Origin of the sequence: Gluconobacter oxydans DSM 3504, assembly GCF_000583855.1 — a bacterium.
Taxonomy (GTDB): domain Bacteria; phylum Pseudomonadota; class Alphaproteobacteria; order Acetobacterales; family Acetobacteraceae; genus Gluconobacter; species Gluconobacter oxydans.
The window spans coordinates 858873-884324 of sequence record NZ_CP004373.1 but is presented as its reverse complement, the minus strand read 5'-3'; the positions used below and the strand labels follow the sequence as shown (position 1 = coordinate 884324).

At 61.8% G+C, this 25452-nt stretch carries 19 protein-coding genes; 13 read left to right on the top strand and 6 right to left on the bottom strand.

The window, feature by feature from the left end; genetic code table 11:
- Positions 1-9: 9 nt before the first annotated feature.
- Positions 10-1263: a sensor histidine kinase gene (locus tag GLS_RS03940; protein WP_226986633.1), complete on the top strand. Its 1254-nt coding sequence runs from the start codon at positions 10-12 to the stop codon at positions 1261-1263.
- Between the two features lie 37 nt (positions 1264-1300).
- Positions 1301-3403 carry a prolyl oligopeptidase family serine peptidase gene (locus tag GLS_RS03935; RefSeq protein ID WP_041111310.1) on the top strand — a complete coding sequence of 701 codons (2103 nt, stop codon included), beginning with the start codon at positions 1301-1303 and terminating at the stop codon, positions 3401-3403.
- 69 nt (positions 3404-3472) lie between these two features.
- Here GLS_RS03935 and GLS_RS03930 read toward each other — a convergent pair whose 3' ends face one another.
- Both GLS_RS03930 and GLS_RS03925 read right to left on the bottom strand, forming a co-directional pair.
- On the bottom strand, positions 3473-4888 hold the full coding sequence (locus GLS_RS03930; protein ID WP_041111308.1) for an amino acid permease: 1416 nt from the start codon (positions 4886-4888) through the stop codon (positions 3473-3475).
- 191 nt (positions 4889-5079) lie between these two features.
- Positions 5080-6339, bottom strand: coding sequence for a lytic transglycosylase domain-containing protein (locus GLS_RS03925; protein WP_041111307.1), 1260 nt, complete (start codon positions 6337-6339; stop codon positions 5080-5082).
- Positions 6340-6402: 63 nt separating this feature from the next.
- Here GLS_RS03925 and GLS_RS03920 point away from each other — a divergent pair, with 63 nt between their 5' ends.
- The 5 genes from GLS_RS03920 to GLS_RS03900 are packed head-to-tail and all read left to right on the top strand — an operon-like array spanning position 6403 to position 11796.
- Positions 6403-6876, top strand: coding sequence for a flagellar basal body-associated FliL family protein (locus GLS_RS03920; RefSeq protein WP_011252272.1), 474 nt, complete (start codon positions 6403-6405; stop codon positions 6874-6876).
- Entirely contained in the window at positions 6873-7991 is a 1119-nt protein-coding gene (gene fliM / locus GLS_RS03915; protein ID WP_052327455.1) for a flagellar motor switch protein FliM, read from the top strand. The genes GLS_RS03920 and fliM overlap by 4 nt, the downstream gene beginning before the upstream one ends.
- Positions 7992-8005: 14 nt before the next feature.
- Positions 8006-8503 carry a DUF6468 domain-containing protein gene (locus GLS_RS03910; RefSeq protein WP_011252270.1) on the top strand — a complete coding sequence of 166 codons (498 nt, stop codon included), beginning with the start codon at positions 8006-8008 and terminating at the stop codon, positions 8501-8503.
- Positions 8504-8509: 6 nt separating this feature from the next.
- Positions 8510-9250, top strand: a complete 741-nt coding sequence (locus GLS_RS03905; RefSeq protein ID WP_041111305.1) for a MotE family protein — start codon at positions 8510-8512, stop codon at positions 9248-9250.
- Positions 9247-11796: a tetratricopeptide repeat protein gene (locus tag GLS_RS03900; protein WP_041111303.1), complete on the top strand. Its 2550-nt coding sequence runs from the start codon at positions 9247-9249 to the stop codon at positions 11794-11796. The genes GLS_RS03905 and GLS_RS03900 overlap by 4 nt, the downstream gene beginning before the upstream one ends.
- Before the next feature lie 7 nt (positions 11797-11803).
- On the opposite strand, the gene GLS_RS03895 is transcribed toward GLS_RS03900, so the two are convergent.
- Entirely contained in the window at positions 11804-12472 is a 669-nt protein-coding gene (locus GLS_RS03895; protein ID WP_225197490.1) for a TetR/AcrR family transcriptional regulator, read from the bottom strand.
- A gap of 132 nt (positions 12473-12604) precedes the next feature.
- On the opposite strand from GLS_RS03895, the gene GLS_RS03890 reads away from it, so the two are divergent.
- The 6 genes from GLS_RS03890 (at position 12605) to GLS_RS03865 (ending at position 20491) form a co-directional block, all read left to right on the top strand.
- Positions 12605-13801 (top strand): efflux RND transporter periplasmic adaptor subunit, encoded by a 1197-nt coding sequence (locus GLS_RS03890; RefSeq protein WP_405002433.1) that lies wholly within the window; start codon positions 12605-12607, stop codon positions 13799-13801.
- 6 nt (positions 13802-13807) lie between these two features.
- Positions 13808-16984 (top strand): efflux RND transporter permease subunit, encoded by a 3177-nt coding sequence (locus GLS_RS03885; RefSeq protein ID WP_041111298.1) that lies wholly within the window; start codon positions 13808-13810, stop codon positions 16982-16984.
- On the top strand, positions 16981-18447 hold the full coding sequence (locus GLS_RS03880) for an efflux transporter outer membrane subunit (RefSeq protein ID WP_011252264.1): 1467 nt from the start codon (positions 16981-16983) through the stop codon (positions 18445-18447). Before GLS_RS03885 ends, GLS_RS03880 begins: the two co-directional genes overlap by 4 nt.
- A 12-nt stretch (positions 18448-18459) precedes the next feature.
- The gene (locus GLS_RS03875) at positions 18460-18807 is read left to right on the top strand and encodes a hypothetical protein (RefSeq protein WP_024716630.1); all 348 of its coding nucleotides are present in this window, start codon (positions 18460-18462) and stop codon (positions 18805-18807) included.
- A gap of 103 nt (positions 18808-18910) precedes the next feature.
- Complete coding sequence (locus tag GLS_RS03870) at positions 18911-19879, top strand: arsenic resistance protein (protein ID WP_041112636.1); 969 nt, start codon at positions 18911-18913, stop codon at positions 19877-19879.
- Positions 19880-20014: 135 nt separating this feature from the next.
- The gene (locus tag GLS_RS03865) at positions 20015-20491 is read left to right on the top strand and encodes a hypothetical protein (RefSeq protein WP_041112635.1); all 477 of its coding nucleotides are present in this window, start codon (positions 20015-20017) and stop codon (positions 20489-20491) included.
- Between the two features lie 19 nt (positions 20492-20510).
- Here GLS_RS03865 and GLS_RS03860 read toward each other — a convergent pair whose 3' ends face one another.
- From GLS_RS03860 to GLS_RS03850, 3 genes are all read right to left on the bottom strand, one after another.
- A complete protein-coding gene (locus tag GLS_RS03860) occupies positions 20511-21692 on the bottom strand; it encodes an MFS transporter (RefSeq protein WP_041111294.1) in 1182 nt (393 codons plus the stop codon).
- Between the two features lie 211 nt (positions 21693-21903).
- A complete protein-coding gene (locus tag GLS_RS03855; RefSeq protein WP_041111292.1) occupies positions 21904-23949 on the bottom strand; it encodes an FUSC family protein in 2046 nt (681 codons plus the stop codon).
- 208 nt (positions 23950-24157) lie between these two features.
- Complete coding sequence (locus tag GLS_RS03850) at positions 24158-25363, bottom strand: GGDEF domain-containing protein (RefSeq protein ID WP_080691887.1); 1206 nt, start codon at positions 25361-25363, stop codon at positions 24158-24160.
- Between the last annotated feature and the right edge of the window lie 89 nt (positions 25364-25452).

The following is a 25452-nucleotide window of genomic DNA, read 5'->3' as shown; positions in this document are numbered from 1 at the left end:
CCGGGAGGATTGCCGCCTGCAGCGGATACGCTGCCACTGCAGGTGGGCATGGTCCTCGTCTGCGTGGCCTTGGCGGGATGGGTGCTGGCGGTTTGGCTGCTTCTGCGCCAGCCGCGGGTGCCGACGTCTCCGCCCGACGATTATCTGACACCCGTGTCGCCGGCCGACCTGCCGGTTGATCCGTTGCCAGCCTGCGCCGTGGTGCTGGACGGGCTTGGCGCGATCGTGCAGGTCAACGAGGAAGCCGCGTCCCAGTTCGGCGAAACGGTTGGCGCCATCCTGCGTCACCCCGCAGCGCGCGCCGCACTTTCCGCGGCGTTGCGGGCTCCGGTTCCGGCCAGTCCATCAGGCAGCAGCAATCGGGGGGATCTGCCGCCGGTCTGCTCCACGACCTTTACGCTCGATGTGCCGGTTCCGCGCACGCTTCACCTGATGCTGCGCCGGCTCCCGGGCGGGAAGGGGCAGGACAGGCGAGTTCTGGTGGTGCTGACCGACCGGAGCGAGGCGCAGGCGGCGGACCGGATGCGCATGGATTTCGTGGCCCATGCCAGCCACGAGCTGCGCACGCCGCTTGCCTCGCTGAGCGGGTTCATCGATGCGTTGCAGGGGGCGGCCGGGGAAAATCCGGTCATGCGGCATCAGTTCCTCGACATCATGCGCCAGCAGTCCGAGCGGCTGAAACGGCTGATCGACCGTCTGCTGTACCTGTCGCGCGTACAGGCGCATGAGCATCAGCGCCCCCGGGACGTGGTGGACGTGGCCGATCTCATGGCGGTGGTGCTCGGGGAAGTTGCGCCACGTTTCGAGCAGGAAGGGCGTACCCTGAAGCTGGAGATCGAGGACGATCTGCTGGTCCGCGCTGATGAAGATGAGATGGTACAGGTCCTGCTCAACCTGATCGAAAATGCCCTGCGTTATGGCGCGCAGGAGGGCGATCCGCTGACCATCACCCTGTCCGCACGGCGTGCGGCCAGTCCGGATGATCGCTGGCCTGCTGATGGAGGCGTCATTCTCGGGATCGAGGACAATGGCTGCGGGATGGAAGCGCATCATCTGCCGCGCCTGACCGAGCGTTTCTATCGCGTGGGCGCGCCAACGGATGGTGCGGGGCAGGGGACGGGGCTGGGTCTGTCCATCGTGCGGCACATCCTGGACCGGCATGGCGGCCGACTGCGGATTGCGAGTGCGCCGGGAAAAGGGACGACCTGTCTGGTCTGGCTGCCGCCGGCGGGGGCGACACTTGCGGTTTCGGTGGTGGAATGACAGTTTCCTTCTGAAACAATCAGAAGGTGTTGTGACAGTGAGAGTTCTCCGCAGTTTCCGCCGTGTCGGCCTGGCCGCTCTGCTGACGGGCAGCATGTTCACGCCGCTTCATGCGGCCGATGCCCCCGACACCATCCCCGCCTGGCTGAGCGATATCAATGGCGCGCAGGCCATGTCCTGGGTGAAGGCACAGAACGACCGGACCCTGCGTCTTCTGGGTCATGGGCCGCTGTATCAGGGTCTGTACAACACATCGCTGAAACTGCTTCAGACGCATGACCGTCTGGCGTCGCCGATGCAGATTGACGGGATGATCTACAATTTCTGGCGCGATGACCGGCATCTGCGCGGCATCCTGCGCCGGACAACGCCGGATTCCTATGCGACCGAGCATCCGGAATGGACGGTCGCGCTGGATCTCGATGCACTGGCGGCGAAGGAAAAGCGCAACTGGGTCTATGAGGGCGTGGACTGCCTGCACAGCCAGCAGAATCTCTGCCTGCTGCATCTTTCGGATGGGGGCGAGGACGCCAGGACCGTCCGGGAGTTCGATCTGCGGACCGGAAAGTTTGTTGAAAGCGGGTTCAGCCTGCCTCATGCCAAGCAGGATTCCAGCTGGCTGGACCGCGACACGCTTCTGGTCAGCTATCCCTGGACGGATGCCGATGTTACGGAATCGTCCTATCCGTATATCGTGAAACTGCTCAAGCGCGGGCAGTCTCTGGCCGAAGCGCAGACGGTCTTTACCGGCAACCGCAAGGACGTCGAGGTCGGGCCGGAAGTCCTGCATGACGGGGCGGGGCATCAGGTCACGCTGATCCGTGAAGGTCTGGATGCATTTTCGGCAAAAGTGTTCCTGTATCGCGATGGTCAGGTGACGCCGGTTGCCATTCCCCTGAAGGCAGACGTGGCGGCGCTGTTCAATGGCCGTCTGGTCGTTCAGCTGAAGGAAGACTGGAAGGTCGGGACGCAGACTTTCCGGCAGGGGAGTGTGGTGCTGGTCGATCCGGCGGCCGTAACCGTTGCGCCCCAGCTTCTGCTGGCACCGACCGGGAAGCAGATGATCGAGGAAGTGTCCACGAGCCACGGCCATCTGATCGTCACGCTTTATGACAACGTACGGGGCCGGATCTCGATCTATACGCCGTCCGGTACGGGTTTCACGCACCGGGATCTGCCGCTGCCGCAGAACATGTCGGTGGATCTGGCCAGCGTCGACGAGGATAGCCCCGTGGCCTATGCCGTCTCGACCGGATTTCTGAGCCCGACCACCCTGTGGGAACTCAACAGCGATACGGCTTCGGTGCAGAAGCTGCACACGCTGCCGGCACAGTTCGATGCTTCGGATATGACGGTGGAGCAGCAGGAAGTGCGTTCGACGGACGGGACCAGCATCCCGTACTTCATCGTGCATCGGCGGGACATGAAGCTGGATGGCACCAACCCGACGCTGCTTTATGCCTATGGCGGCTTTGAAGTGCCGCTTTTCCCGTTCTATTCGGCAGGAATCGGCAATAACTGGCTGTCGCGCGGTGGGGTCTATGTTCTGGCGAATATCCGTGGTGGCGGGGAGTTCGGACCGGCCTGGCATGATGCAGGGCTGAAGACGCATCGTCAGCGGATCTATGACGACTTCGCTTCCGTCGCGAAGGATCTCATGGACCGGAAAGTGACCTCCCCGCAGCATCTGGCGATTCAGGGCGGCTCTAACGGTGGTCTGCTGATGGGTGTCGAGTTCACGCAGCATCCGGATTTCTGGAAGGCTGTTGATATCGAGGTCCCGCTGCTCGACATGATGAATTACGAGCACATGTCGGCGGGTGCGTCCTGGGTCGGTGAATACGGGACGGTCTCCATCCCGGAGCAGAAGGCGTTCCTGCGCGGAATTTCCCCGCTTCAGAACCTGAAGCCGGATGTGAAATACCCGGTGCCGTTCATTGAGACGACCACCAAGGATGATCGGGTTGGCCCGGTTCATGCCCGTCGTTTTGCATGGCGGATGAGCGAGCTGAAGCTGCCGTATTATTACTGGGAGCAGGTGGCGGGTGGTCATGGCTTTGGGGCCAGCCAGAAGGAAATCGCCCAGACGCAGGCGCTCAGCTACGCCTATCTGTGGTCCGAACTGGGCCGGACGCATTGAGGCTTCGCATCATGCGGACATGAAAAAGGGCGCTCTGAGGAGCGCCCTTTTTTGTGCCCGGAAAGAAGATCAGCCGTGGCGGCGACCGCGATCCAGCAGGCACCAGCCACCAATCAGGATGGCGCCGATCAGGGGGATGGCGCCGATCGTGATTGTGCCGTCCGGATAGTCGAAGGCCATCATGATCAGAACGAAGCCAAGAAAGCCCAGAGTGGCCCAGGTCGTATAGGGCGCGCCGGGCATGTTGAAGCCTGTCGGCGCGATGTCCCCGCGGTTGATCGCAGCCCGCAGACGCAGCTGGCACAGCAGGATGAAGCCCCAGGTGCTGATGATGCCCAGCGCCGAGAAGTTCAGGACGATTTCGAACACGCGCGACGGGATGAGGTAGTTCAGCATCACGCCCACCAGATAGACACCCAGCGTCGTAAGAATGCCGACATAAGGCACGGAGCTGCGGTTCAGTTTGCCCAGAGCCTTCGGGCCAGAGCCGCCAAGGGCGAGGGCACGCAGGACGCGGCCCGTGGAATACAGGCCGGAATTGAGGCTGGAAAGCGCAGCGGTCAGGACCACGATGTTCATGATGGTGCCGATGCCCGGAATGCCGAGCGCCTGAAAGAACGTCACGAACGGACTGGTCCCGGCATGATATTCGGTCCAGGGCAGCAGGCAGACCAGCAGGATGACGGAGCCGACATAGAACAGGGCGATACGCCAGATGACGCTGTTGATGGCGCGCGGAAGGATCTCACGCGCGTCCTCGCACTCGCCTGCGGCGGTGCCCAGCAGTTCGATGCCCGAATAGGCGAACACCACGCCCTGAAGCAGCATGAGGGCCGAGAACAGGCCATGCGGGAAGATTCCGCCGTTTTCGGTAATCAGATGAAAGCCGGTCGTATGGCCTGCTACCGGCATGCGTGTCCCAAGGATGATGGCACCGGCAATAAGGAAGAGCGCCAGTGCCACGACCTTGATGAGGGAGAACCAGAACTCCATTTCGCCGAAATAGCGCACGCCGATCATGTTCATGGTACCGACGATCGCCAGGGCCGCAAGCGCGAAGGCCCATTGCGGAACCGGCAGGAACACCGCCCAGTAATGCATGTAGAGCGCCACGGCCGTGATATCGACGATGCCAGTCATGGCCCAGTTCAGAAAGGACAGCCAGCCCGCCATATAGGCGGCCCGCTCGCCGAGGAACTCACGCGCATAAGTCACGAAGCTGCCGCTGGTCGGGCGGTACATGACCAGTTCGCCCAGCGCACGCAGGATCAGGAACGAGAAGACGCCGCAGATCGCATAGATGATCGCAAGGGACGGCCCGGCCACCTGAAGCCGTGAGCCCGCGCCCAGAAACAGCCCTGTTCCGATGGCGCCACCGATGGCGATCATCTGCACATGACGGCGTCCGAGGTCCTTGTGATAGCCTTCCTCACTGATGGCCCCTGCATGGGTCGGGGTGTGATCGGGAGCCGGGCTTGTCGTCATCTGCGCGTCCTGGGAAGTCGTCGTAAAAGGTGTCGGTAAAGCTGTATGGGGCATGACGAGAGGCCGGGCCGTGAGGGCCTACGCTTCATGCGCGTCAGCTATGTGTGGCATGCATGGGAACATAGGCGAAAGTGACCGCATTGCCAACGCGGATTGCTTCTGAGGCCGAAACTGTTCCCCGGACTGTGCCTTCAATGTCCCGGCGGGACAGCCATGCAGGCCATTCCCTGTCCGGAAAGAGTCGAGCAGGCCTGAGCCGCTCCGACACGGCTGATCCCCGTCAGACGGGCACGCCAGACTGTGGTGCCATGGCTGGGAGTGGGATGAACTTCGATTCGGGCGGACTGAAGCGACGTAAATGCGGCCTGTCGTGCCATGGTGGCCGCAAATTTCGCCTGTCCGATGCTGCCGAAGGCCCCCACCTGAACCGCCCACGGGCCATAGCTTCCGGGACGCCTGTAGCCGACAACCATGGTGGTCGATTCCGTTGGCTGTGTCGGCAGCGTATGGGGCGTCGGAATGGCGGGAGCAGGCGGGAGTGGCCGGGAAGAGACCGGCTCCTGAATGGTCAGCGTATCGCCAGCAGGTCTGGAAACAAAGGTCGGGGACGGTGCGGCGAGGGGAGGCGTGCTGACGGGCTGGACAGCGCACGGCACATCGGGATCGTAAGCATCGTCCGGGTTGCACGGAACGGCGCTGGGGGCTGCGATGGGTGTCTGGGCGGCGGCACTCGTGACATGCCGGCTGGCCCAGACCTGTCCCACACTGCGGGCTGACGCCGTCATGACCGGCGCAGGCGCTGTCTGGGCCGGGGCCAGGCCTGCGAGGGCGGTGCCCGACTGCGAGGCGTTCAGCTGATCGGCGGTGGCATAGGCCGCCAGCGGACCTGTCATGGCGACCTGCGTGCCAAGATGCGGCGTGATGCTCGCAACGTAATTGACGGTTTCGTTGGGTAGTTGCCGCCCTTCGTACAGATAGTCCTCAAGCCGCTGCGGCCCGGCATTGTAAGCGGCCAGAAAGGCCGGAGCCCCGTATTTCCGGGCGAGAATGCTGATATAGCCCGTGCCTGCCATGATGTTGTCATGAGGCTCGTAAGGATCCGACCGCAGACCATAGCGCGAGCGCATGTCGGCATAGGTCTGGGGCATGAGCTGCATCAGGCCCATTGCCCCGGAATGGGACGTGATGGGCCGTCCATCCAGAAACTGGTGCCCCCCCGATTCCTGATGGATCACGGCACGGATCCAGTCCTGGGGAATCGAGAAGCGGTTTGCGGCCTGAATGATGTACGGGCCCCACGGATCACTGGCCGGACCGGGCGCGCGATAGGCGCCGCTTGAGGAATAGTACCGGTTGTACGGAGAACGCTGGGACGCGCAGCCTGCAAGGGCCGCAAGGCTCAGGATGATGGTTCCCGTCTGAAGGAAGACTCGCCTTTTCCTGAGCATCATAAACCCACTGTTAATCTTTTATGCCGATGATGAGCGCTGTCCGAAAGAGAAGGCAGACAAACGGTGACGACGGAGACTCCGGAAAACGAAACCCCGGTCAAGAAGGGGGGTAAGCGCAAGATCATCATCCTTGCAGTGCTGGCATGCCTGCTTCTGGCTGGTGGTGGAGCCTTTGCATGGAAGCATTTTCATCATGCGGCAACCCCGGTCGCCAAGACTGCCCCTCAGCCGGTGAAGTGGACCACCATCACCATTCCGACCATTCTGTCCAATCTCGACTCCGGGACGGATCGCACGCGATACGTCCGGATCGGTGCCCGGCTTGAGGTCGAAGACGGCAAGGACGCCGCCAATATCGCGGCCCTGATGCCGCAGATCCAGGATGCGTTCCAGACCTGTCTGCACGGAATGCAGCCTTCGGAGCTTTCCGGCAGCGGTATCTACCGGCTGCGCGAAACAATGCTGGCACAGATCACCAATATCGTGGCGCCCCTGCGTGTGAGGGATCTCTTTTTCGTAGAGGTGCTGGTGCAGTGAGTGACGACCGACAGGCTGATACCGCTTTTGCGGACCAGGGCACGGACATACCTGCCGCCGCCTTTCCTCTGTCTGGACAGGGCATGGCAGGGCTGGGCCATGACAGCGATGAAGACCATGTTCTCAGCCAGGCCGAGATCGACAGCTTTTTCGGCAAGGATTCTGTGGTCACGGGCGCTGCTGACAGCAGTGGCATCGAGCGCGTGGTCAGCACATCGGGTGTCTCGTCCGAGCGGCTGCCGATGCTTGAAGTGGTCTTCGACCGTTTTACCAGAATCCTGACGACAAGCCTGCGCAATTTCACCAGCGACAACGTCGAGGCGTCCATGGACCGCCTGGGCTCCCAGCGTTTTGGAGATTATCTCGAAAACGTCCCAGGACAGGCCATGTTCGCGGTCTTCAAGGCGGAAGAGTGGGACAATTACGGCGTCGTCGTACTGAGTTCCTCTCTGATCTATAGCATCGTTGATGCCCTTCTTGGGGGGCATGTCCGTGGCGACAGCGCTCTTACCGCTCCGGCCAGCCGCCAGACCGGACGGCATCATACCGCCATTGAGCGCGCGCTGATCGAGCCGATGGTCAGGATCATCCTGGATGATCTGGAAACGAGTTTCAGCCCGCTCTGCGCCGTCAATTTTCATTTCGAGCGACTGGAGATGAATTCACGTTTCGCGATGATCTGCCGGGCCGGAAACGGGGTGGTTACCGCACGGTTCGGCATCGATATGGAAGGCCGCGGCGGAGACGTGGATATCGTACTGCCCCACGCCACGCTCGAGCCTGTCAGAGACATTCTCCTGCAGCAGTTCATGGGTGAGAAATTCGGTCATGACGGCATCTGGGAAAACCATCTCGCCCGAGAGCTCTGGCAGACGGATCTGACCCTGGATGCCGTTCTGGAAGAGCAGACCATGAATCTGAAAGACATCATGAAGCTCGCTCCGGGGGATCAGCTTGTCCTGCGTCGCAAGCCGGATGCTCCCGTCAGCCTGCGGTGTGGCGAACATGTCCTTTTTACGGGGCGTGTCGGGCGAAAGCAGGGACAGGTCGCCGTCAAGATCGAAGACGTTCTTAACCAGAAACCCGGCACGGATCGTGCCACATCCTATAGCTGAGCGGAGCATATTTCATGGACAGATTTCAGCTTGGGATCGAGATCGCCCTGTCAGTGCTGCTGCTGGTGACGATTTTCTACAGTCTCTATCTGGGGCGTGCCCTCTCCGTCCTGCGGCGTGACCGCGGACAGCTCGATGCCCTGATCGCTAGTCTCCAGTCCAGTAGTGCGCAGGCGCAGTCCGGCATTGATCATCTGCGCCAGACGACGGAACTCGTCGGCCGTGCCCTGGGGAAAACCGTTGAGTCCGGCAAGAGCCTGAAGCGGGATCTGGCCATGCTGTGCGAACGCTCCGAGACGCTGGCCCAGCAACTGGAATCTCTCCTTCCCGCCGGGCGTGTCGCCACCGCAGGCATGAAGGCGTCTCCCCGTGTTGAGGAACGGCCCGAGGAAGCCCCGTTCCGCTCTGCGCTTCGCCTGAAGCCGGACGAAGTGCGGACCATGAAGCCCAGTGGCAGCAAGAGTGCTGCCGAGCGTGAACTTCTGCGCGCTCTTCGTCAGAAGCAGGGATAAGACGTCATGTTTTTCCGTATCCTGCATCTTGCCTGCGGTCTCATGATCGTTCTTCTCGGGGTCAAGATCTACGCGATCGCGGGTGATCTGATGGGCGACGCGGATTCTCCCTCTTCGTCTCTGACAACTGTTGCGATGGCCCAGCCGCAGCCGCAGCCGCAGCCGCAGCCGCAGCCCGCTGCGCCGATAGAAGCTCCACCGGCGGCACCCAAGCCCGCGGGAGCTGCCCCCACCCTGGCGATGGCTGTTCCGAAAACGGATGATCTGTGTGCGCATGGGGGCTGCAAGGGACCCGTGCCAGCTGCGCCAGCACCAACGGCTCAGCCAGCAGATCCCGCACTCGTGGAACAGCTCGCTGCCCGGGAAAAGGAGCTGGATCGGCGTGATGCAGCACTGAATGACCGCCAGCGCCTGGTTGATGCGGCTGAGGAAGAGCTGCAGCGACGGATGACAGCGCTGGAAAATTCCCGGACTGCCCTTGAGAACAGCGAACAGCATACGGACCAGCTGCGGAATGATGATGCTGACAGGCTGGTCAAGATCTATCAGGCGATGAAACCCGAAGATGCCGCAGCAATCTTCAATATTCTTGATCTGCGTGTTGGTGTGGCGCTGCTCAACAGGATGAATCCGCGCAAGGCGTCCGCAATCATGGAAGCCATGTCCCCCCAGCGCGCCATTCTCGCCACGCAGCTTCTTGTGAACTCTCATGCGCGGCCTGCCACCCGGATCGGTGGTAACGGATGAAACGGGCGTTTCTGGCCACTGCACTGACCCTGTCGCTGCTCGAAACTGCTGTGGCCGCGCCTGCGCCTAAAGTTGTCAGCGCCAAGCCGGAAAAGGTAGATGCAGGCCCTGCAAAAGCCGCTGATGAGAAGCTGTTGCCTGCGGGCTGGGCTTTTCTGAACGACCCGTCGCCGCTTTTTCCGCATCCTGAAAAAGCAGTACAGGAAAAACGGGTTTCTGCTGGGCCGGCCTCACTCACCGGAACTCCCTCACAGGCGACGACAGCTCCCGCTTATGGAACGTCCGTGCAGGTCCCCGGCGCAACCGGACTGTGGCTGCCTTTGGGTGAACTGACGCCTGTTGCGGCGTTCCGCAATGGGCAGAATATCGTGCTCGTGGCGGCGGGGCGGCATGTCCTGGATACGGCGGGTCTGGCCGGGATCGGGCCTTTCAAATCTGTTTCCAGCCGGATCCTGTCAGATGTGACGGTCATTACCGTAACGTTGTCCGACGAACGCGATCCTGTTCTTCGTCCTGTCGGGGCCGGGTGGACGCTGTCAGTTGCCACGGATGTAAAGCCTCAGGCCGATATGCTGCTCGGGCAGGATGCAAACGCCTTGACGTTCATGCCGCCGGTTGCGGAAGGTCTGCCGCAGGTTGTCGCACTGGATGATCCTGATTCAGGGCGAAGGCTTCTGTTGGGAATGACGCGCTCAGGCCGCATTCAGCAGCCCATGCGGCGCCTGGGAACCGGCTTCGCGGTCCGGAGCAGTCTGATCGGTATCGTGGTTGCGGCTGATTCCGACACCATAGAGTTGCGTCAGGCGGGTGGGAAACTGATCCTGGATACGATGGGGCCGGACAGTTTTCCGCTGATGGCATCCAACCGGCTTCAACCCTATGGCTCCTCCCTGAGCGGTGTCAGGCTGGGGACGGGAAGCCCAGAAGAACTGCGGGAAGCGCTCAGGCGGAGTGTAGCCTCTGCTGCCGTGGCGTCTTCGGGTGATCGCTTTGATGCCCGGATGCGGGTTGCGCAGGCGGCAGCACGGGCTGGCAATGGCCCTCTTCTGGGCGAAGTCATGGACGTGGCTTTGCAGGACTGGCCTGAGGGGGTGGAAAAGCCCGAAGCACGCCGGCTGCAACAGATATCGGCGGTGCTCAATGCCCGGCCGGGCTCTTCCTCGCTGGCAGAAGATGGCGGGAGTACGCCGGAAGACCAGCTTTGGCGCGGAATGATGCGGATGCTTCTGCCATCTTCCCGTCGGGTTGGACAAAGTGCTTCAGGATCTCCGGAAAGCGACCGTCTTCAGACGGCGGATCTGATTGCGACAGGACTTCCTGTTCTTCAGGCTTATGCAGGTCCGCTGAAGGAGCGTCTGTTGCCTTTGGCCGCCCAGTGGATCGCGCGTTATGGAAGTGATGGCGCCACAAAAGTGCTCGATCAGTTTCCGGACGGTCCGCTGGTGGCTTTGGCGAAGGCCCTGCTGGCGGCGCGGCGGAATACGCCGGATGCAGAAGCGAAGCTCTCTGTTCTTGCGCATGACCCATCGCCACTGATCTGGCCGGTGGCTCGTGAAGCTTCGCTCCGGCTGGCATTGGAAAAAAAGACTCTTCCCCCGCAGGCTGTTGCGGATCAGGTGGATGGCATCCTGCCTGCTCTTCGGATTGCGGAACGCGAGAAGGATGGGCGTCTTCTACAGATCAAAGCCCTGATGGAAGGCGGAAACCTCGAAGGGGCCGCTGCGGCGGTGCAGGAATGGGGGCGTCTGTATCCGGATGATGCTGCCAGGGTCGCTGTGCAGGAAACGGACATTATCCGGCAGATGGCCAGGTCTGCGTCTTCAGGCGCGCGGCAGAACATGAACGAGGTTGCCTTTCTGAAAGATGCGCTGCTCAAAGCGTCAGACAGTGCCCTGCGCGGTGACATTCTCGATGGTCTGGCGCGTCGTTACGAGGCACTTGGCCTGCCGGATCAGGAACGTGAGGCCCTGCGGGATCTTCTGGCGTCCGGGAGTAACGCCCAGGAGATGAATGTCCGGATCCGGCTGGCGACGCTTGAGCTCAATATGGGAGACCTCAAGGCGGCACGACAGGATCTTGGGGTTTTTGCCGAGGGATCTCCGGATGCTGCCTTGGCGCTTCCGGGCGGCAGCAGCAGCCAGTCCGTGGAGGTGGCGCTTCTGAAAGCGCGTATTGCACTGGCGGATCATCGTCCGGAGGAAGCGGCGTCAGAGCTGGCGACCATTCGGGATCCGCGTGCGTGGACATTGCGGGCGCAGATGGCTGAAAAGGCCGGGGACTGGTCTCATGCGGTTGAGGCGCTTGTGCCCATGCTGGAAAGTCTCCCCGGAGCGGGCGGCGTTTCGAAAGAAACGCTTTCGTCAGAACAGCAGGCTTTCGTCCTGCGAATCGGGGGGGATGCGTCGAGAGCGCAGGATCAGCAGACGCTTAAAAACCTGCAGACCCGGTTTGGGGCACTGATGAAAGGGACGCCTTCTGAAGGTGTTTTCCGTCTGCTGACAGGGGGCGGTGAGGATGCTTCACCGCCGGTTTCGGCAGGGGGGTAGGTCTTCTTCAGGCCTGAGTGACCGGACGATGGCCTTCGAGGAAAACCCTGATGCCATACGCCATGAATTCTTCGAGGTTTTCTTTTGACCGATGGGGTTTGCAGTGGGTGAGCCGTCCCAGCATGGGGCCGCCCAGCGTCATGCCGAAGAGCAGATCCGAAGCTTCGGTAATGTCGGGAATATCCAGTCTGCCGGCTTCGGACTGCGCGGCCAGCCAGTTCTGGATCGGCAACACACGGCCCGAAAGCTGGAAGAGGTCTGCGACGAGTTGCCGGACGGCCGGGTTGCGGCTGGTTTCCGTAATGACGGAGCGGAGCAGGCTCAGGCGCTCGTCGCAGAACATGCAGGCTGCGATGCTGGTCATCAGGCCCAGAAGCTGTTTCTCCATGGGATCTGTGGGCAGCGGCGTGTAATCTATGGGGGCGAAAAGCCGTTCCAGGATCAGGGTCTCGAAAAGAACTTTCTTGGAGTCGAAAAACTGATAGAGGGTTTTTTTGGACATCCCCGAGCAGGCTGCGATGCTGTCCATCGACGCGGCATGATAGCCGTGGGTGGTCAGAACCGCACTGGCCGCATCCAGGATCCGGATGCGTCTTTCGGCTTCATCGAGCTGCGCTGGACGGCCACAGCAGGGCTGTTTCCGGTCTTCGGACTGGCTGCTCGACGGACTGTTCAAGATCAACTCCGATATTATTTCACAGACTGAATTGACGTCTGTCAAAGAAACCCGCTAGTTTCCGTCCTCGCGGGAAACTAGCGGGTTTCTGTATCACAGGATAGCGGCCGTATCATGCCTTCTTTTCAGAAAATGTCTTTGAATTCTTCTGCCGCCCTGTCTCCGGTCGGTCCGTGGGGTGGGAAGGGAACTTTTCTGGTGTCGCTTCTGGCACTGCCGCTGCTGGTAGCGGGATGCCAGAAAAAAACTCCCCCTCCCCAGATGCCGCCGCAGCCTGTCGATGTGGTGACGCTGAAGACGCAGCCCGTTACGCTTGAGACGTCCCTGCCAGGTCGGACGGATGCCTATGAACAGGCACAGATCCGGCCGCAGGTAAATGGTGTCATCGTCTCGCGTGATTTCGAGCAGGGTGCGGACGTCAAGGCGGGGCAGCAGCTCTTCCAGATCTATATTGCGCCCTATCAGGCGGCTTACGATCAGGCGAAAGCGCAGCTTCTCAATGCACAGGCCGCGGCTGCCCGGGCCAATGGTCAGCTGAAGCGTTATCGTCCGCTGGTGGCAGCCCATGCTGTAAGTTCGCAGGATTTCGACAACACGCTGGCAACCGCGCGTGAGGCGGAAGCCCAGGTGGCGCAGGCGAAGGCTTCCGTGGAAGCAGCCGCCGTCAATCTGAACTACACGCATGTTCGTGCGCCCATCAGCGGCCGGATTGGCCGTACGCTCTATACGCCGGGCGCGCTGCTGACGGCAGGTCAGACCCAGGCGATTGCGGTCGTGACCCGGCTTGATCCGATCTACGTGGACGTCAATCTGGCAGCGGCCGACATGCTGCGCCTCAAGCGGGAGCTGGCGAACGGTCAGGTTGAGCGCAGTGGTGCGGATGCGGCGGCTGTCAGCCTGAAGCTGGAAGACAGTTCCGATTATCCGACGCGCGGTAAGCTCCAGCTTTCCGAAGTCACGGTGGATCCGTCGACCGGAACGCTCGTCATGCGGGCGGTTTTCCCGAACCCCGATCATCTGCTGCTGCCGGGCATGTTCGTGCATGCGCATATTCAGGAAGGCATTGATCCGAACGGCCTGCTGGTGCCGCAGGTTGCGGTCGCCCGGGATGCCAAGGGCAATCCCTACGTCATGATCGTGGATGGTGAAAACAAGGTCGCCCAGCGTTCCATTCAGGTCTCGCGGACGGTGGGGGATTCCTGGCTTGTTTCAGACGGGCTGAAGGCGGGTGAGAAGGTGATCGTGAACGGCCTGCAGAAAGTGCAGCCTAGCGCGAAAGTCACACCTCACGATGTCCCGGCTGACGCCCCTGCGGGAAAGGCGGAGTAACCCCGCATGTCATTGTCCCGCTTCTTCATTGACCGGCCCATCTTTGCATGGGTCATCGGTCTGATCATCATGCTCGTCGGCGCTGTCGCGATCACGCGCATGCCGATCGCGCAGTATCCCAGCATTGCCCCGCCGCAGATCGCCATTTCGGTCATGTATCCGGGTGCGTCTGCCGAGACGGTGAACAACACGGTCGTCCGCCCGATCCTGCAGCAGATGTATGGTCTGGATCATCTCGAATATCTGTCCGCTTCGTCTTATGCGAGCGGCCAGATGGAGATCGACCTGACCTTCGAGCAGGGCACGGATCCTGACATCGCGCAGGTTCAGGTCCAGAACAAGCTCCAGCTCGCCCAGCCGCGCCTGCCGTCGGAAGTGACGGCCCAGGGGCTGAGCATCACGAAGGCCACCAAGAACTTCATGATGGTTCTGGCCTTCATTTCCGAAGACGGCAGCATGTCCGGGCAGGACATTGCGGATTATGTGGCGTCCAATATTTCCGATCCGCTGTCGCGTGTCTCGGGTGTGGGCGATCACACGCTGTTCGGCTCCGAATATGCGATGCGCGTCTGGCTGGACCCGTCCAAGCTGTACAATTTCGGCCTGACGGTCGGCGATGTGCAGGCGGCAATTTCTGCCCAGAACATTCAGGTCTCATCGGGTGAGTTGGGTGGTCTGCCGGCCAAGAAGGGCATTGGTTTCGATGCCACGATCATTGGCCCGACCCGTCTGAGCACACCGGAGCAGTTCAAGGAAATTCTGCTGAAAGTGCAGCAGGATGGCAGTCAGGTGCGCCTGAAGGATGTGGCGCGCGTCGAACTTGGGGCGCAGAGCTACGCGCTGGGATCGGTCTATAACAACCACCCTGCATCCGCGATGGCGCTCAAGCTTGCGCCGGGTGCGAACCAGCTTAAGACCGAAGCAGCTGTCCGCGCGCGTCTGAACGAGCTGAGCCGCTATTTCCCGCAGGGTCTGAAGCTCGTCTATCCGCTGGATACCGAGCCGTTCATCACGCTGTCGATCCATGAAGTGGTCCAGACGCTGATCGAGGCGATTGTCCTCGTGTTCATCGTGATGCTGATCTTCCTGCAGAACTTCCGCGCGACGCTGATCCCGACGATCGCGGTGCCGGTGGTGCTGCTGGGAACGTTCGGGCTGATGTCCATTCTGGGCTACAGCATCAATACGCTGACCATGCTGGCCATGGTGCTGGCGGTCGGTCTGCTGGTCGATGATGCGATCGTTGTGGTCGAGAACGTCGAACGTGTCATGACGGACAAGGGGCTGTCTCCCAAGGAAGCGGCCCGTGTCTCCATGGACGAGATTTCGGGCGCGCTTGTCGGCATCGTGCTGGTGCTGACGGCGGTGTTCCTGCCGATGGCGGCCTTTGGCGGTTCGACGGGTGTGATCTATCGCCAGTTCTCCATCACCATCGTCGCGGCCATGTGGCTGTCAGTTCTGGTGGCGATGGTTATGACACCGGCGCTGTGTGCCTCCATGCTCAAGCCGACGCACAAGGGCCATGAACGTGGCCCCGCGGCCTGGTTCAACCGGACGTTTGATCGTCTGACGAACGGGTATATCGGCGGCGTGAAATGGCTGATCCGCGTGCCGGTCGTCAGCATGATCGGGTTCGCCCTACTGACCGGTCTGGTTGCGTTCCTGTTCATGCGGGTGCCGGGCGGCTTCCTGCCGGATGAGGATCAGGGGATCATCTTCGGCCAGGTTACCATGCGCAACGGGGCAACCCAGGAGCAGACGGCCGCTGTCAACCGCAAGATCACCGATTACGTTCTCAAGACCTACGGCCAGTATGTTGAATCCGTCTTCACCATGACGGGCTTCAGCTTCGCGGGTCAGGGGCAGAGTGCGGGTGCATTCTTCATCCGGATGAAGCCCTGGGATCAGCGGCCGGGCTCCGCGCATACGACCATGACGGTGTCGCGCGAAATCATGATGCATTTCTGGATGGATCCGGAAGCGCAGATCTTTGCCGTCAATCCGCCGGCCGTGATGGAACTGGGCAATGCGACCGGCTTCGATCTTGAACTGGAGGACACCGGGCATCTGGGTCATGACGCCCTGCTGGCGGCGCGAAACCAGATCCTGAGTGAAGCGGCCCAGAATCCGCTGCTTCAGGCGGTGCGTCCGCTGGGCATGGAAGATGCGCCGCAGTTCAGTCTGGACATCAACCGTGAGCGCGCCAACGCGCTTGGCCTGACCAATGCGGATATTAACACGACGCTCGAAGGGGCCCTTGGCTCGATCTACGTCAACCAGTTCATGCGCAACGACCGCGTCAAGCAGGTCTATATCCAGGGTGAACCCTGGGCGCGTATGACGCCGGAGGATCTGAACCGCTGGTATGTCCGCAATGCGATCGGGACGATGGTGCCGTTCAACGCCTTCGCCTCGGGGCACTGGGTCAATGGTCCGCAGAAGGTCGAAGACTATAACGGTCTGAACGCCTATGAAATCCAAGGTCAGCCGGCCGTGGGCGCAAGCTCGGGTCAGGCCATGGCGGAAATGGAGAAGCTGCTGGCCAAGCTGCCGCGCGGTATCGGTTACGAATGGACGGGTCTGTCCTTCGAGCAGCTTGCTTCGGGTGGATCGACGGCACCGCTTTATGCGCTGGCCACGGTGGTCATCCTGTTCTGTCTGGCGGCGCTGTATGAAAGCTGGGCCATTCCGTTCGCGGTGCTGCTGGTGCTGCCTCTGGGTGTGCTCGGTGCCATCGTGGCGACGCTGGGCCGCGGGCTTTCCAATGACGTCTATTTCCAGGTGGGTCTGCTGACGACGGTGGGTTTGTCGGTGAAGAACGCGATCCTAATTGTGGAATTCGCCAAGGCCTTCTTTGAAAGCGGCGAAACGCTGGAAGACTCGGTTCTGGAAGCCGGGCGCGAGCGTCTGCGTCCGATCCTCATGACCTCGATCGCTTTTGTCTGCGGTGTGTTTCCGCTGGCGATTGCGACGGGTGCGGGATCGGCGGCGCGTGTGGCGATCGGCACCTGCGTGGTGGGCGGCATGCTCTCCGCGACGCTGCTGGCGATCTACTTCGTGCCGGTCTTCTTCGTGGTGGTGCTGCGTCTGTTCCGCGTCACGCGGGTGCGTGACCGCAAGGACCCGTACGCCCATCTGGACAACAAGGCGGCACCTGTCGCCGAAGGGGAGCACGGCGCATGAAGGCCCGTCTCGGACTTACTCTTGGGCTTCCCGGCCTGCTGCTGGTGTCGGGGTGTAACATGGCCCCCACCTATCATCAGCCGAACCAGGCGATCCAGAACAGCTATCCGGCCGATACGGGCGCGAAGAACGTGGCGTCCGCGGCCAAGGTGGCCGATCTGGGATGGGAGGATTTCTATACCGATCCGCGTCTGAAGGCGCTGGTGGAACTTGCCCTGCGTAACAACCGTGATCTCGCCGCGCAGGCTGCGGCCGTTACGGTGTCGCGCGGGCAGTATGAAATCCAGAATGCCTCCCTTTTCCCGATCATTTCGGCCGGGGGGCAGGGCATGTTCCTGGGCCCGTCCAAGACGGCGGGTTTCTCGTTCGCACCGGGCGTGGGTACCAACATCTCCACGCTGCGCCTGTATGAGACATCGATCGGCTTTTCGTCCTATGAGGTTGATCTGTGGGGCCGCATCCGGAACCTGACCCGCCAGCAGGCGGAGACGGTGCTGAACAGTGTGGAAAATACCCGCAATGTCCTGCTTACGACGGTCTCGCAGATCGGCACGACCTACATCCAGTGGCTCGCGGATCGCGAAGAGCTCCGGGTCACGCGCGATACGCTGAAATCCGAAAACGATACGCTGCGTCTGACGCAGCTTGCGTATGACAACGGGGAAGCGGACGCGCTGACGCTGGCGCAGGTCAAGACGCAGGTCGAGCAGGCTTCGGCCTACGAAGCGCAGTATGTTCGCGCGGTGGCGGATGACGAGCATGCGTTGCAGCTTCTGGTGGGTACGCCGCTGCCTGCCAATCTGCCGCCCCCGGCTCCGTTCGGTGCCCAGACCATGATCAGCGACCTGCCCGAAGGCCTGCCGTCGGATCTGCTGGCTCAGCGCCCGGATATCCGGGCGGCCGAGCATACGCTGATCGGTGCGAACGCCAATGTGGGTGCGGCCCGTGCGGCGTTCTTCCCGCGCGTGACGCTGACAGCCTCGGAAGGCACGAGTTCGCTGCAGTTCCGCAAGCTCTTCACGCCGGGCGCGGAAACCTGGACCGTCTCGCCGTCGATCAGCGTGCCGATCTTCACCTGGGGGCAGAGTGAGGGCAACCTCATGATGGCGAAGGGGCAGAAGCTGCAATATGCCGCGCAGTATGAAAAAGCGGTGCAGACGGCGTTCCGTGAAGTCTCCGACGCCCTGACGGCGCGAGAGACCTATACGGCGCAGGACCGCCACATGGCGCAACTGGTCGAGCAGTCCCAGAAAGCGTTTGATCTGGCCATGATGCGGTATCGGGCCGGAATCGACAGCTACCTGACGACCCTGACGCAGCAGCGCACACTGTTTCAGGCGCAGCAGAACGCCATCACGGTCAAGGCCGCGCGGTTCCAGAATATTGTGACATTGTATCGCGCGCTCGGAGGTGGGTGGAGCCAGAAGACGGTTTCGCCTAAGGTGCCCTCACAAACGCACTGACCGGAGAGCCTCATGCGCAGGTTGATTGTCCCAGTACTGGCCGCCCTTGCCGTTTCAGGCGCGGCCCTTGGCACGGCTGTGGCACAGGATGCGGATGACGGTCCCAAGAAGCCGAGCATGCACGACCTGTATCATAACTCGTCGCTGCCCAAGAGCCATGCCGACTTCAGCCGCTACCGGTATCGTCCGCCAGGGGACAAGGTGATCGAGCAGCCGGACGCGTTCCGGCTGCTGTTCCAGACGAAGGACGGCCAGCCCGACGGCTATGCCGAGCGGCGCGGAACTTCGGTTTTCTATTATGACCGTTACGGAAAGCTGCGTCAGATCCAGCCCCTGCCGGAAGATGCGACGACCGACTGATGCCCCGCTGCCGTGACCTGACGTCCGGCATGGGGAGGCCGGCCCGGGCGGTGTGCCCGTCCGGGAGGTGGCTTTTTGCATCTGCTGCCGTCAGGTGCGCGCCATGAGTCCTGCTTCGGTGCGGGATCTTCTGGAGCGCCGTCAGATCGCGCTGTATTTCCTTGCCGTTCTTCTTGGCGGGACGGCGGCTGCGCTGGTGGCGGGAACCGCGTCCTGGGACGTGGTCATCAATCCCGCTCTGGGCCTGATGCTGTTCGTGACCTTCCTTCAGATCCCGCTTGCGGAACTGGGGCAGGCTTTCCGCAAGGTCCGCTTCCTCGCAGCGCTTCTGGTCACGAATTTTGTGGCTGTCCCCGCTCTGGTGGCCCTGCTGCTTCCGTTTGCGCCGGCGGACGGAATGATCCGGCTGGGCATCCTGATGGTGCTTCTCTGCCCCTGTATCGACTGGGTGGTGACCTTCGCCCAGATGGGGCGGGCTGATGCGGCACTCCTGCTCGCATCCACGCCCGTCCTTCTGGCGGTGCAGATGGTGATGCTCCCGCTGTGGCTCCATCTCTTTCTGGGCGAGGGCATGTCACGGCTGGTGCAGGTCGGGCCCTTCCTGCATGCGTTTTTGTGGCTGATTGTTATTCCGCTGTGTCTGGCATGGCTGGTCCAGTTCTGGGCACAGCGGGCCTCAACGGGCGAACGGGTCGCGTCAGGACTGGGCCTGCTGCCGGTTCCGGTGACGGCCCTCGTCCTGTTCATCGTCATTGCGGCTATGGTCCCGCATCTTGGGCACGAGACGGCCGTCGTGCTGCATGTCGTGCCGGTCTATGCGGCTTTTGCTTTGCTCGCGCCCTTTCTGGGCTGGGGTATTTCGAAGCTGTTCAGGCTGGAGGCGCCCGCAGGCCGAGCGCTTGCCTTTAGCGGAGCGACCCGCAACTCGCTGGTCGTGTTGCCGCTTGCGCTTGCCGTGCCCGGTGCGGCGCCTTTGCTGGCCGCCGTGATCGTGACCCAGACGCTGGTCGAACTGGCCTCGGAACTGCTCTTCATCCGGGTCATGCCCCGGCTGGGAGCCAGCCGCTCCTAGTCTGGCCGGCCCGAAAATCCTGCTCGCATCTGCGCCATCAGGTCGGATAATGTGATCCTGTCTTGCGGACGGTCCCTGTCGCTGAAAATGTCCGGATCCGTCTGCGGTTTTTTCATGGATGCAGAGCGACACATCATGCCCAATATTCATTCCGTGTCCCGAGGGGCCTTTGCGGGCGCCAGCGCACTCCTGATCCTGCTGGCGAGCTTCCTGATCCTCTCGGGCGGCGTTGGCCTGGTGGCCGCCTTTGCGGCGTCCCTGAGCGAAGGGCGCGAGGAAATCCTTCAGGCCATCAGCTATGTCGTGATCTCGATTGCTGTTTTCGACGTGGCGAAATACTTCATCGAGGAAGAAGTCCTTCGGCCCAAGGGCAAGCAATCCATCGCCGAAGCCCGCGTCAGCCTGACCAAGTTCATGACGACCGTCATCATCGCCGTCTTCATCGAAGGGCTGGTCGGCGTGTTCGAGCGCAGTGGTAAAGCACCTGGCGATATTCTCTACCCCGCCGCCCTTCTCGTTGTGGCGACGGGCATGGTCGTTGCCCTAGGGATTTACCAGAAGCTCAGCATTGGGGCAGAGCGCGAAAAGAAGGAAAAGGACATGATCGGCTAGGGGTATCAGCCGGTGCCTTTCAGTCCTGCTGGAGGCGGCGGGGAAACGCTGCGGGATTGAAGGCTGCCAGCAGGATGCCGCCCAGGGCGATCACGACGGAGGCCGGGCACAGCACCGCAAATCCCAGCGTGCTCAGAAGATGGCCGCCGATGGCGGAGCCCAGAAGAATGCCGAAATTGCTGCTGCTGTTGATGGCCGCGCCGGCCACATCCGCGCTGGTCGCACGCGCACGGATTGCGCCCGACATGACGAAGGGGATGATGGCGGCATACCCCATGCACCACAGCCCGACGGCGCCGACGCTCGGCCATGCGGGAATCAGGTGCCCGTAAACCAGGATCATGCCCGTGAGCATGGCCAGGCCGCCGCCGAACAGTCCGGCTGCCGGCCAGCGGTCCACGACCTGTCCCGCGCCCCACAGGCCAAAAATGCTGACGCCACCTGTGATGAGCAGCGCGACACTCAGCAGGTGCTCCGGAAGGCCATGCGCCAGCAGAAGCGGGGAGACATAGGTGTAGAGCAGGTTATGGGCGAAGAAGAACACGGCGTTCACGCCGATCACGACGCCGAAAATGCGCGCAGCCTGCGGGGAGCGGATGGTCGGAACCTTGAGTGCCTTGGTGTCCGCTCCGCGAACGGGCGGCAGATAGAGCGCGATGAAGATCGTCAGAAGCGCCGCAAGCCCGGCAATGACGTAAAGTGCCACCCGCCAGCTTGCAAAATGGCTGATCGCGGCCGCGCCTGGAACGCCCAGAACCGACCCCAGCGACGTGCCGCCGAAGACAAAGGAAATGGCGCGCCCCGTCATGCGTTCGGGCACCAGATGGGCGGCATAGGCGGCGGCAATGGACATCATCAGCGCGTGCGAGAGGCCGCCAAGGGCGCGTCCTGCGCAGACGATGGCGAAGTTCGGCGCCATGGCGGAAATCAGGTTGGAGGTGACGTATCCGGCCAGGCAGAGCAACATGAGCATTTTGCGGTCCATGCGGCTCGTGGCGATCGTGATGGGCACGGCCCCGAATGCGACGAGCAGCGCATAGGCGCTGACGGCCAGCCCGGCGTGACCTTCCGTAATGTTGAAGGATTTGGCCATGTCGATCAGCAGACCAACCGGCGCGACCTCGGTCGTCACCGCAATGAAGGTCGAGGCGAACAGGGCGCAGAGGCCTGCGATCACCGGACCGGAGAGCGTTTTGAACACGACGGACTTCCTGACTGGAACGGCGACCTGAGCGTCCCGAACGCGAGGGCTTTTGGCACTTTGATCGTATCACGGAAACCCAAAAATTCAGCTCAGGACCATCATCGCCCCTGAAGCGGCGGAATGCTCCGGGAGAGCCGGTTTTTCAGGGGATTACGAACATAATGACTTTCATTTCTGCGCCCTGACATCACGGATTCGGGAGACTGCTTCAGGTTCCTTCCAGAATGTCGTTCCGGCGTCCCAGCTCACTCGAAATGATGATGAGACATCCCGTGATGCTGGAGAGGAGCAGGCGGAGGGTGCTGTTGGTCTCCACCGTCTCCATTGTGGAAAAACTTTCCAGGGCATCCCGGGACTGGAGTTCCAGCGTCTCGGGGCCGGTAAAGGGGCTGGCAAAGCTCTGGCACAGGCGCGAAAGGATGGCCCGTGCATTCTCGGGCAGGCTGTTCTGGCCGCGATAGGCCTGGATCTGGAGCAGGTTGCGCCCGACCGTCATCATCGAAAAGGCAGCATGAAGCCATCGGTCGTTGGAGCCGGAACTGGTGGCTTTGGTATGGGCGATCAGCTGCTCCATGCCCAGCACGATCCGCCCGACCCAGACGGCCTCAGTCATGGACCGGCGGTTCCTGCCAATCAGCCGCAGGTCGGACAGCAGATCCAGCCGGAAATTCCGGTAAAACCGTGTCAGCTGGAACGGAAAGACATAGCGGAACACGAGAACGCCGAAGCCGAGGCCGCTCAGCAGCGCGAACACTGTGTTGAACCACTCGGCCTCGTTGATGCGGCTGTGGTTGTCCAGACCGATCAGATACGGAAAGAAGTTGCTGAAGGATGCCGCCCGCGCGGCGAGGGCGGGCGTGCGCGTTGCGAGCCCCCCGATCAGCATCGGAACCGAAATCGTCAGGCACAGCATCGCATAGGACGCCGTGGCTGGCATGACCAGAAAGACGGGAATGATCGCCGCGATCGCGGCCCAGACCGCACCCGAGAAGAACGCGCTGCTCGCCAGAACCGTGTTGCTGAAGGATGCAAACCGCGCGCAGACCACCGAGACGAACGTGATGAACAGCGGTCCGTCCGGCCATGCCGTCACTTCCCACACATAGGCCGCCATCAGGACCGCCGCGCAGGAGCGCAGCCCGTTATGGATGGCGGCGTACCAGTTGCGGGGACGGGCGAGCCTGTAGCTTTCGGCCCTGGGGTCTTCGCCGGGATCGCCCGCCAGACAGCCCAGAAGATGCTGAAGCTCCGTCAGTGTGAGTTGCAGCCCCTGGATCAGGATGCGGTCGTTGAAAACGATGCCGCTGTCACTCTCCGCGCGGGGCAGGTTTACGGTCTGTTCGACGTCCTCCTGACATCGTTCGATCAGGGCAAGAACCGCCTGGCGCAGGGCCTGAAGCGCCTTTTCGTCATCGATATCCGCACGCAGCCGATCCAGAAGCCCGGCCGCGTCCTGCAGCAGGTCCTGGGTCCGTGCGGAGCGTCTGGTCACGGCGCCCAGACGGCTGCGCATGCCAAGGGCCCGTGACATCAGGCGGGAGGCAAGGCCGAGCGTGGCCCGGGCATAATCGACGATCCCCCGTGTGCGGCCGACCTCGATGGCGCTGAACTCGATCCGGTCGCTCAGGCTGAGGGACAGCGAGAAGATGTTGTGCAGATCGCTTTCGGGCGTTCCATGTTCGAGCAGGATATCGCGCGAGGCATTGGCGGCTTCGAGAACGATTTGCTGAAGCTGGGTGCGGATGGCGGCGCGGGCCTTGCCGGGAACATTGCTCCGGCAGGCCATGTCCGCCACCGTGCCACAGATCACGCCCAGAAGAATGTAGGTGCCCCGTGCCATCGCGATGCTGAACACCTGATCGGGCTGCGCCTGTGCGCTCAGGGAGACGATGGAACAGGTATAGGCCGTCAGAACGAACGCGTAGCTGCGGAAGTTATGGACCAGCGTTCCCAGCGCCGTGCACAGCCCGATCCATACTGCCAGAGCCGGAAAGAACAGCCAGGGCGCCTGCGGAAAGGCCGAGGCCAGAGCGATCGCCGAGACGATCCCGCCCAGTGTTCCGGCCACGCGCCAGCGCGCCTTGGAAAGACTTTCGCCCAGGGTGCCCTGTGCCACGATCCAGACCGTCATGGGCGCCCATTGGGGCTGTCCCAGTTCCATCCATAATGCGATGGCCAGGGCCACCAGGGCAGCAATTGTCGTGCGGATCGAAAAACCGAGAGCGGAAAGACGAGGGGCATATAACCAGGACAAATCACGAAAAAATACAGTAAGTGATGACTGTATTTCCTGTGCCGCCCGGTTGAAGAATGGCCCCATGAAACCCCGCTTCCAGTAAAACAGATTGGACGGGCTGATATGTGTCCTTCGAGGACAGGAAAATCAATTGTAATAATTATTCATATTTCTGGACACATTTCTCCGGACCACTGCCGCAGGCGTCGGGTTTCATGTCTGGTTTTCAGGCCTGATGAGCAGTCCTGTCGGCCAGGGAGATATGCTGGGCCGGGGCGGGCCTTTCGTCCCATGGGGCGTGAACCACGCGGTTCCGGCCGGACTGCTTGGCGATGTAGAGCGCGTTATCGGCCTGGGCCAGAAGCTCTGTGCGCGGGATGCCCCGGCCGGGACATAGGGCTGCGCCGATACTGAGCGTTGCCGTAACGGCTCCGCCGCCGATAAGGCGGGTTTCTGTCGAGAAGGCCTTTCTGAGGCGGTGTGCGGTTGCGAGCATTTCGTCAAGGCTGCCACACTGGAACACCACCACGAATTCATCGCCGCCAATGCGGAACAGGACAGTCGGGGGATAGAGGATGTCCGTACAGACACGGCCCATGGCAATGATGATCTGGTCCCCGACCGCATGGCCATGGGCGTCATTGATGGACTTGAAATGATCGATATCGACCATGAGCAGGGCTTCGTGCGCGCAGACCTTGCCATCGTTTTCCAGCCAGGCCTGGAAGGCCCTGCGGTTGCTGCCACCTGACAGGGGATCCTGCAGGATCAGTTCCTGCTGCCGGAACGCCAGCTGTTCCCAGGGAATGGCAATCATCGCCAGCGCAAACAGCGCCACTTCGATGACAACCAGGAAATTGTAGGTCGTTACGGCCCAGATGGTGGCCGGTGCCGCGCCGAGGGGGGCCGGAAGCCAGAAGACGAAGGGTACCAGAAGGAGATGGAGGGCGGCATAAAAGTGAAGCAGCCTCAGCAGGCTGCGTCTTGCCGGGGTTCTGATCGGGGCCTTCTGCTGGAGGTCACGGGCCGCCAGAGCGTGAAAGGCCGCGATGATCGCCAGACGAAAGGCCGTACTGATCACATGGAACAGGCCAGTCGGTCCGGCCAGAACCGACAGTATGAAAGACAGGCCGCAGCCAGACACCAGCAGCACGAGGCGCGCCTGACAGCCCAGCATGACGCGCAGTGCCTGCCATGCGGCTCCATAGGCCATGACCATGAACAGGGCGCCCAGCCGCAGTCCCCACAATCCGGGAAGCATGGTCGGAATAATGAAAAACAGGCCGGAAGCCGATCCCAGAAGAAACGGTGCGGCGTACCAGGCCATACGCGACCATCTTCTGCTGGAGAGTTCAGACAGGATGAAATGAACACCCAGAAGCAGGAAAATAACCGCACTGCATCCAAGCAGGGTAGGTGGATCAGGAGTCATTGATGGCGCATAGGCTATTGAACAGGCTGTACAGGCCACTCCCGTTAAAGGCAGGAAGACGCTCGTCGACTCCCTGAACCGTAATAAAC

Excerpts from the sequence above, each read along its gene's own strand:
- GLS_RS03925 (WP_041111307.1), bottom strand. The coding sequence starts at position 6,339 with ATGATGCTCAGGAAAAGGCGAGTCTTCCTTCAGACGGGAACCATCATC.
- GLS_RS03890 (WP_405002433.1), top strand. The coding sequence starts at position 12,605 with ATGTCTTTGAATTCTTCTGCCGCCCTGTCTCCGGTCGGTCCGTGGGGT.
- GLS_RS03875 (WP_024716630.1), top strand. The coding sequence starts at position 18,460 with ATGCGCAGGTTGATTGTCCCAGTACTGGCCGCCCTTGCCGTTTCAGGC.
- GLS_RS03905 (WP_041111305.1), top strand. The coding sequence starts at position 8,510 with ATGTTTTTCCGTATCCTGCATCTTGCCTGCGGTCTCATGATCGTTCTT.
- GLS_RS03930 (WP_041111308.1), bottom strand. The coding sequence starts at position 4,888 with ATGACGACAAGCCCGGCTCCCGATCACACCCCGACCCATGCAGGGGCC.
- GLS_RS03865 (WP_041112635.1), top strand. The coding sequence starts at position 20,015 with ATGCCCAATATTCATTCCGTGTCCCGAGGGGCCTTTGCGGGCGCCAGC.
- GLS_RS03910 (WP_011252270.1), top strand. The coding sequence starts at position 8,006 with ATGGACAGATTTCAGCTTGGGATCGAGATCGCCCTGTCAGTGCTGCTG.
- GLS_RS03870 (WP_041112636.1), top strand. The coding sequence starts at position 18,911 with ATGAGTCCTGCTTCGGTGCGGGATCTTCTGGAGCGCCGTCAGATCGCG.
- GLS_RS03880 (WP_011252264.1), top strand. The coding sequence starts at position 16,981 with ATGAAGGCCCGTCTCGGACTTACTCTTGGGCTTCCCGGCCTGCTGCTG.
- GLS_RS03885 (WP_041111298.1), top strand. The coding sequence starts at position 13,808 with ATGTCATTGTCCCGCTTCTTCATTGACCGGCCCATCTTTGCATGGGTC.
- GLS_RS03850 (WP_080691887.1), bottom strand. The coding sequence starts at position 25,363 with ATGACTCCTGATCCACCTACCCTGCTTGGATGCAGTGCGGTTATTTTC.
- GLS_RS03900 (WP_041111303.1), top strand. The coding sequence starts at position 9,247 with ATGAAACGGGCGTTTCTGGCCACTGCACTGACCCTGTCGCTGCTCGAA.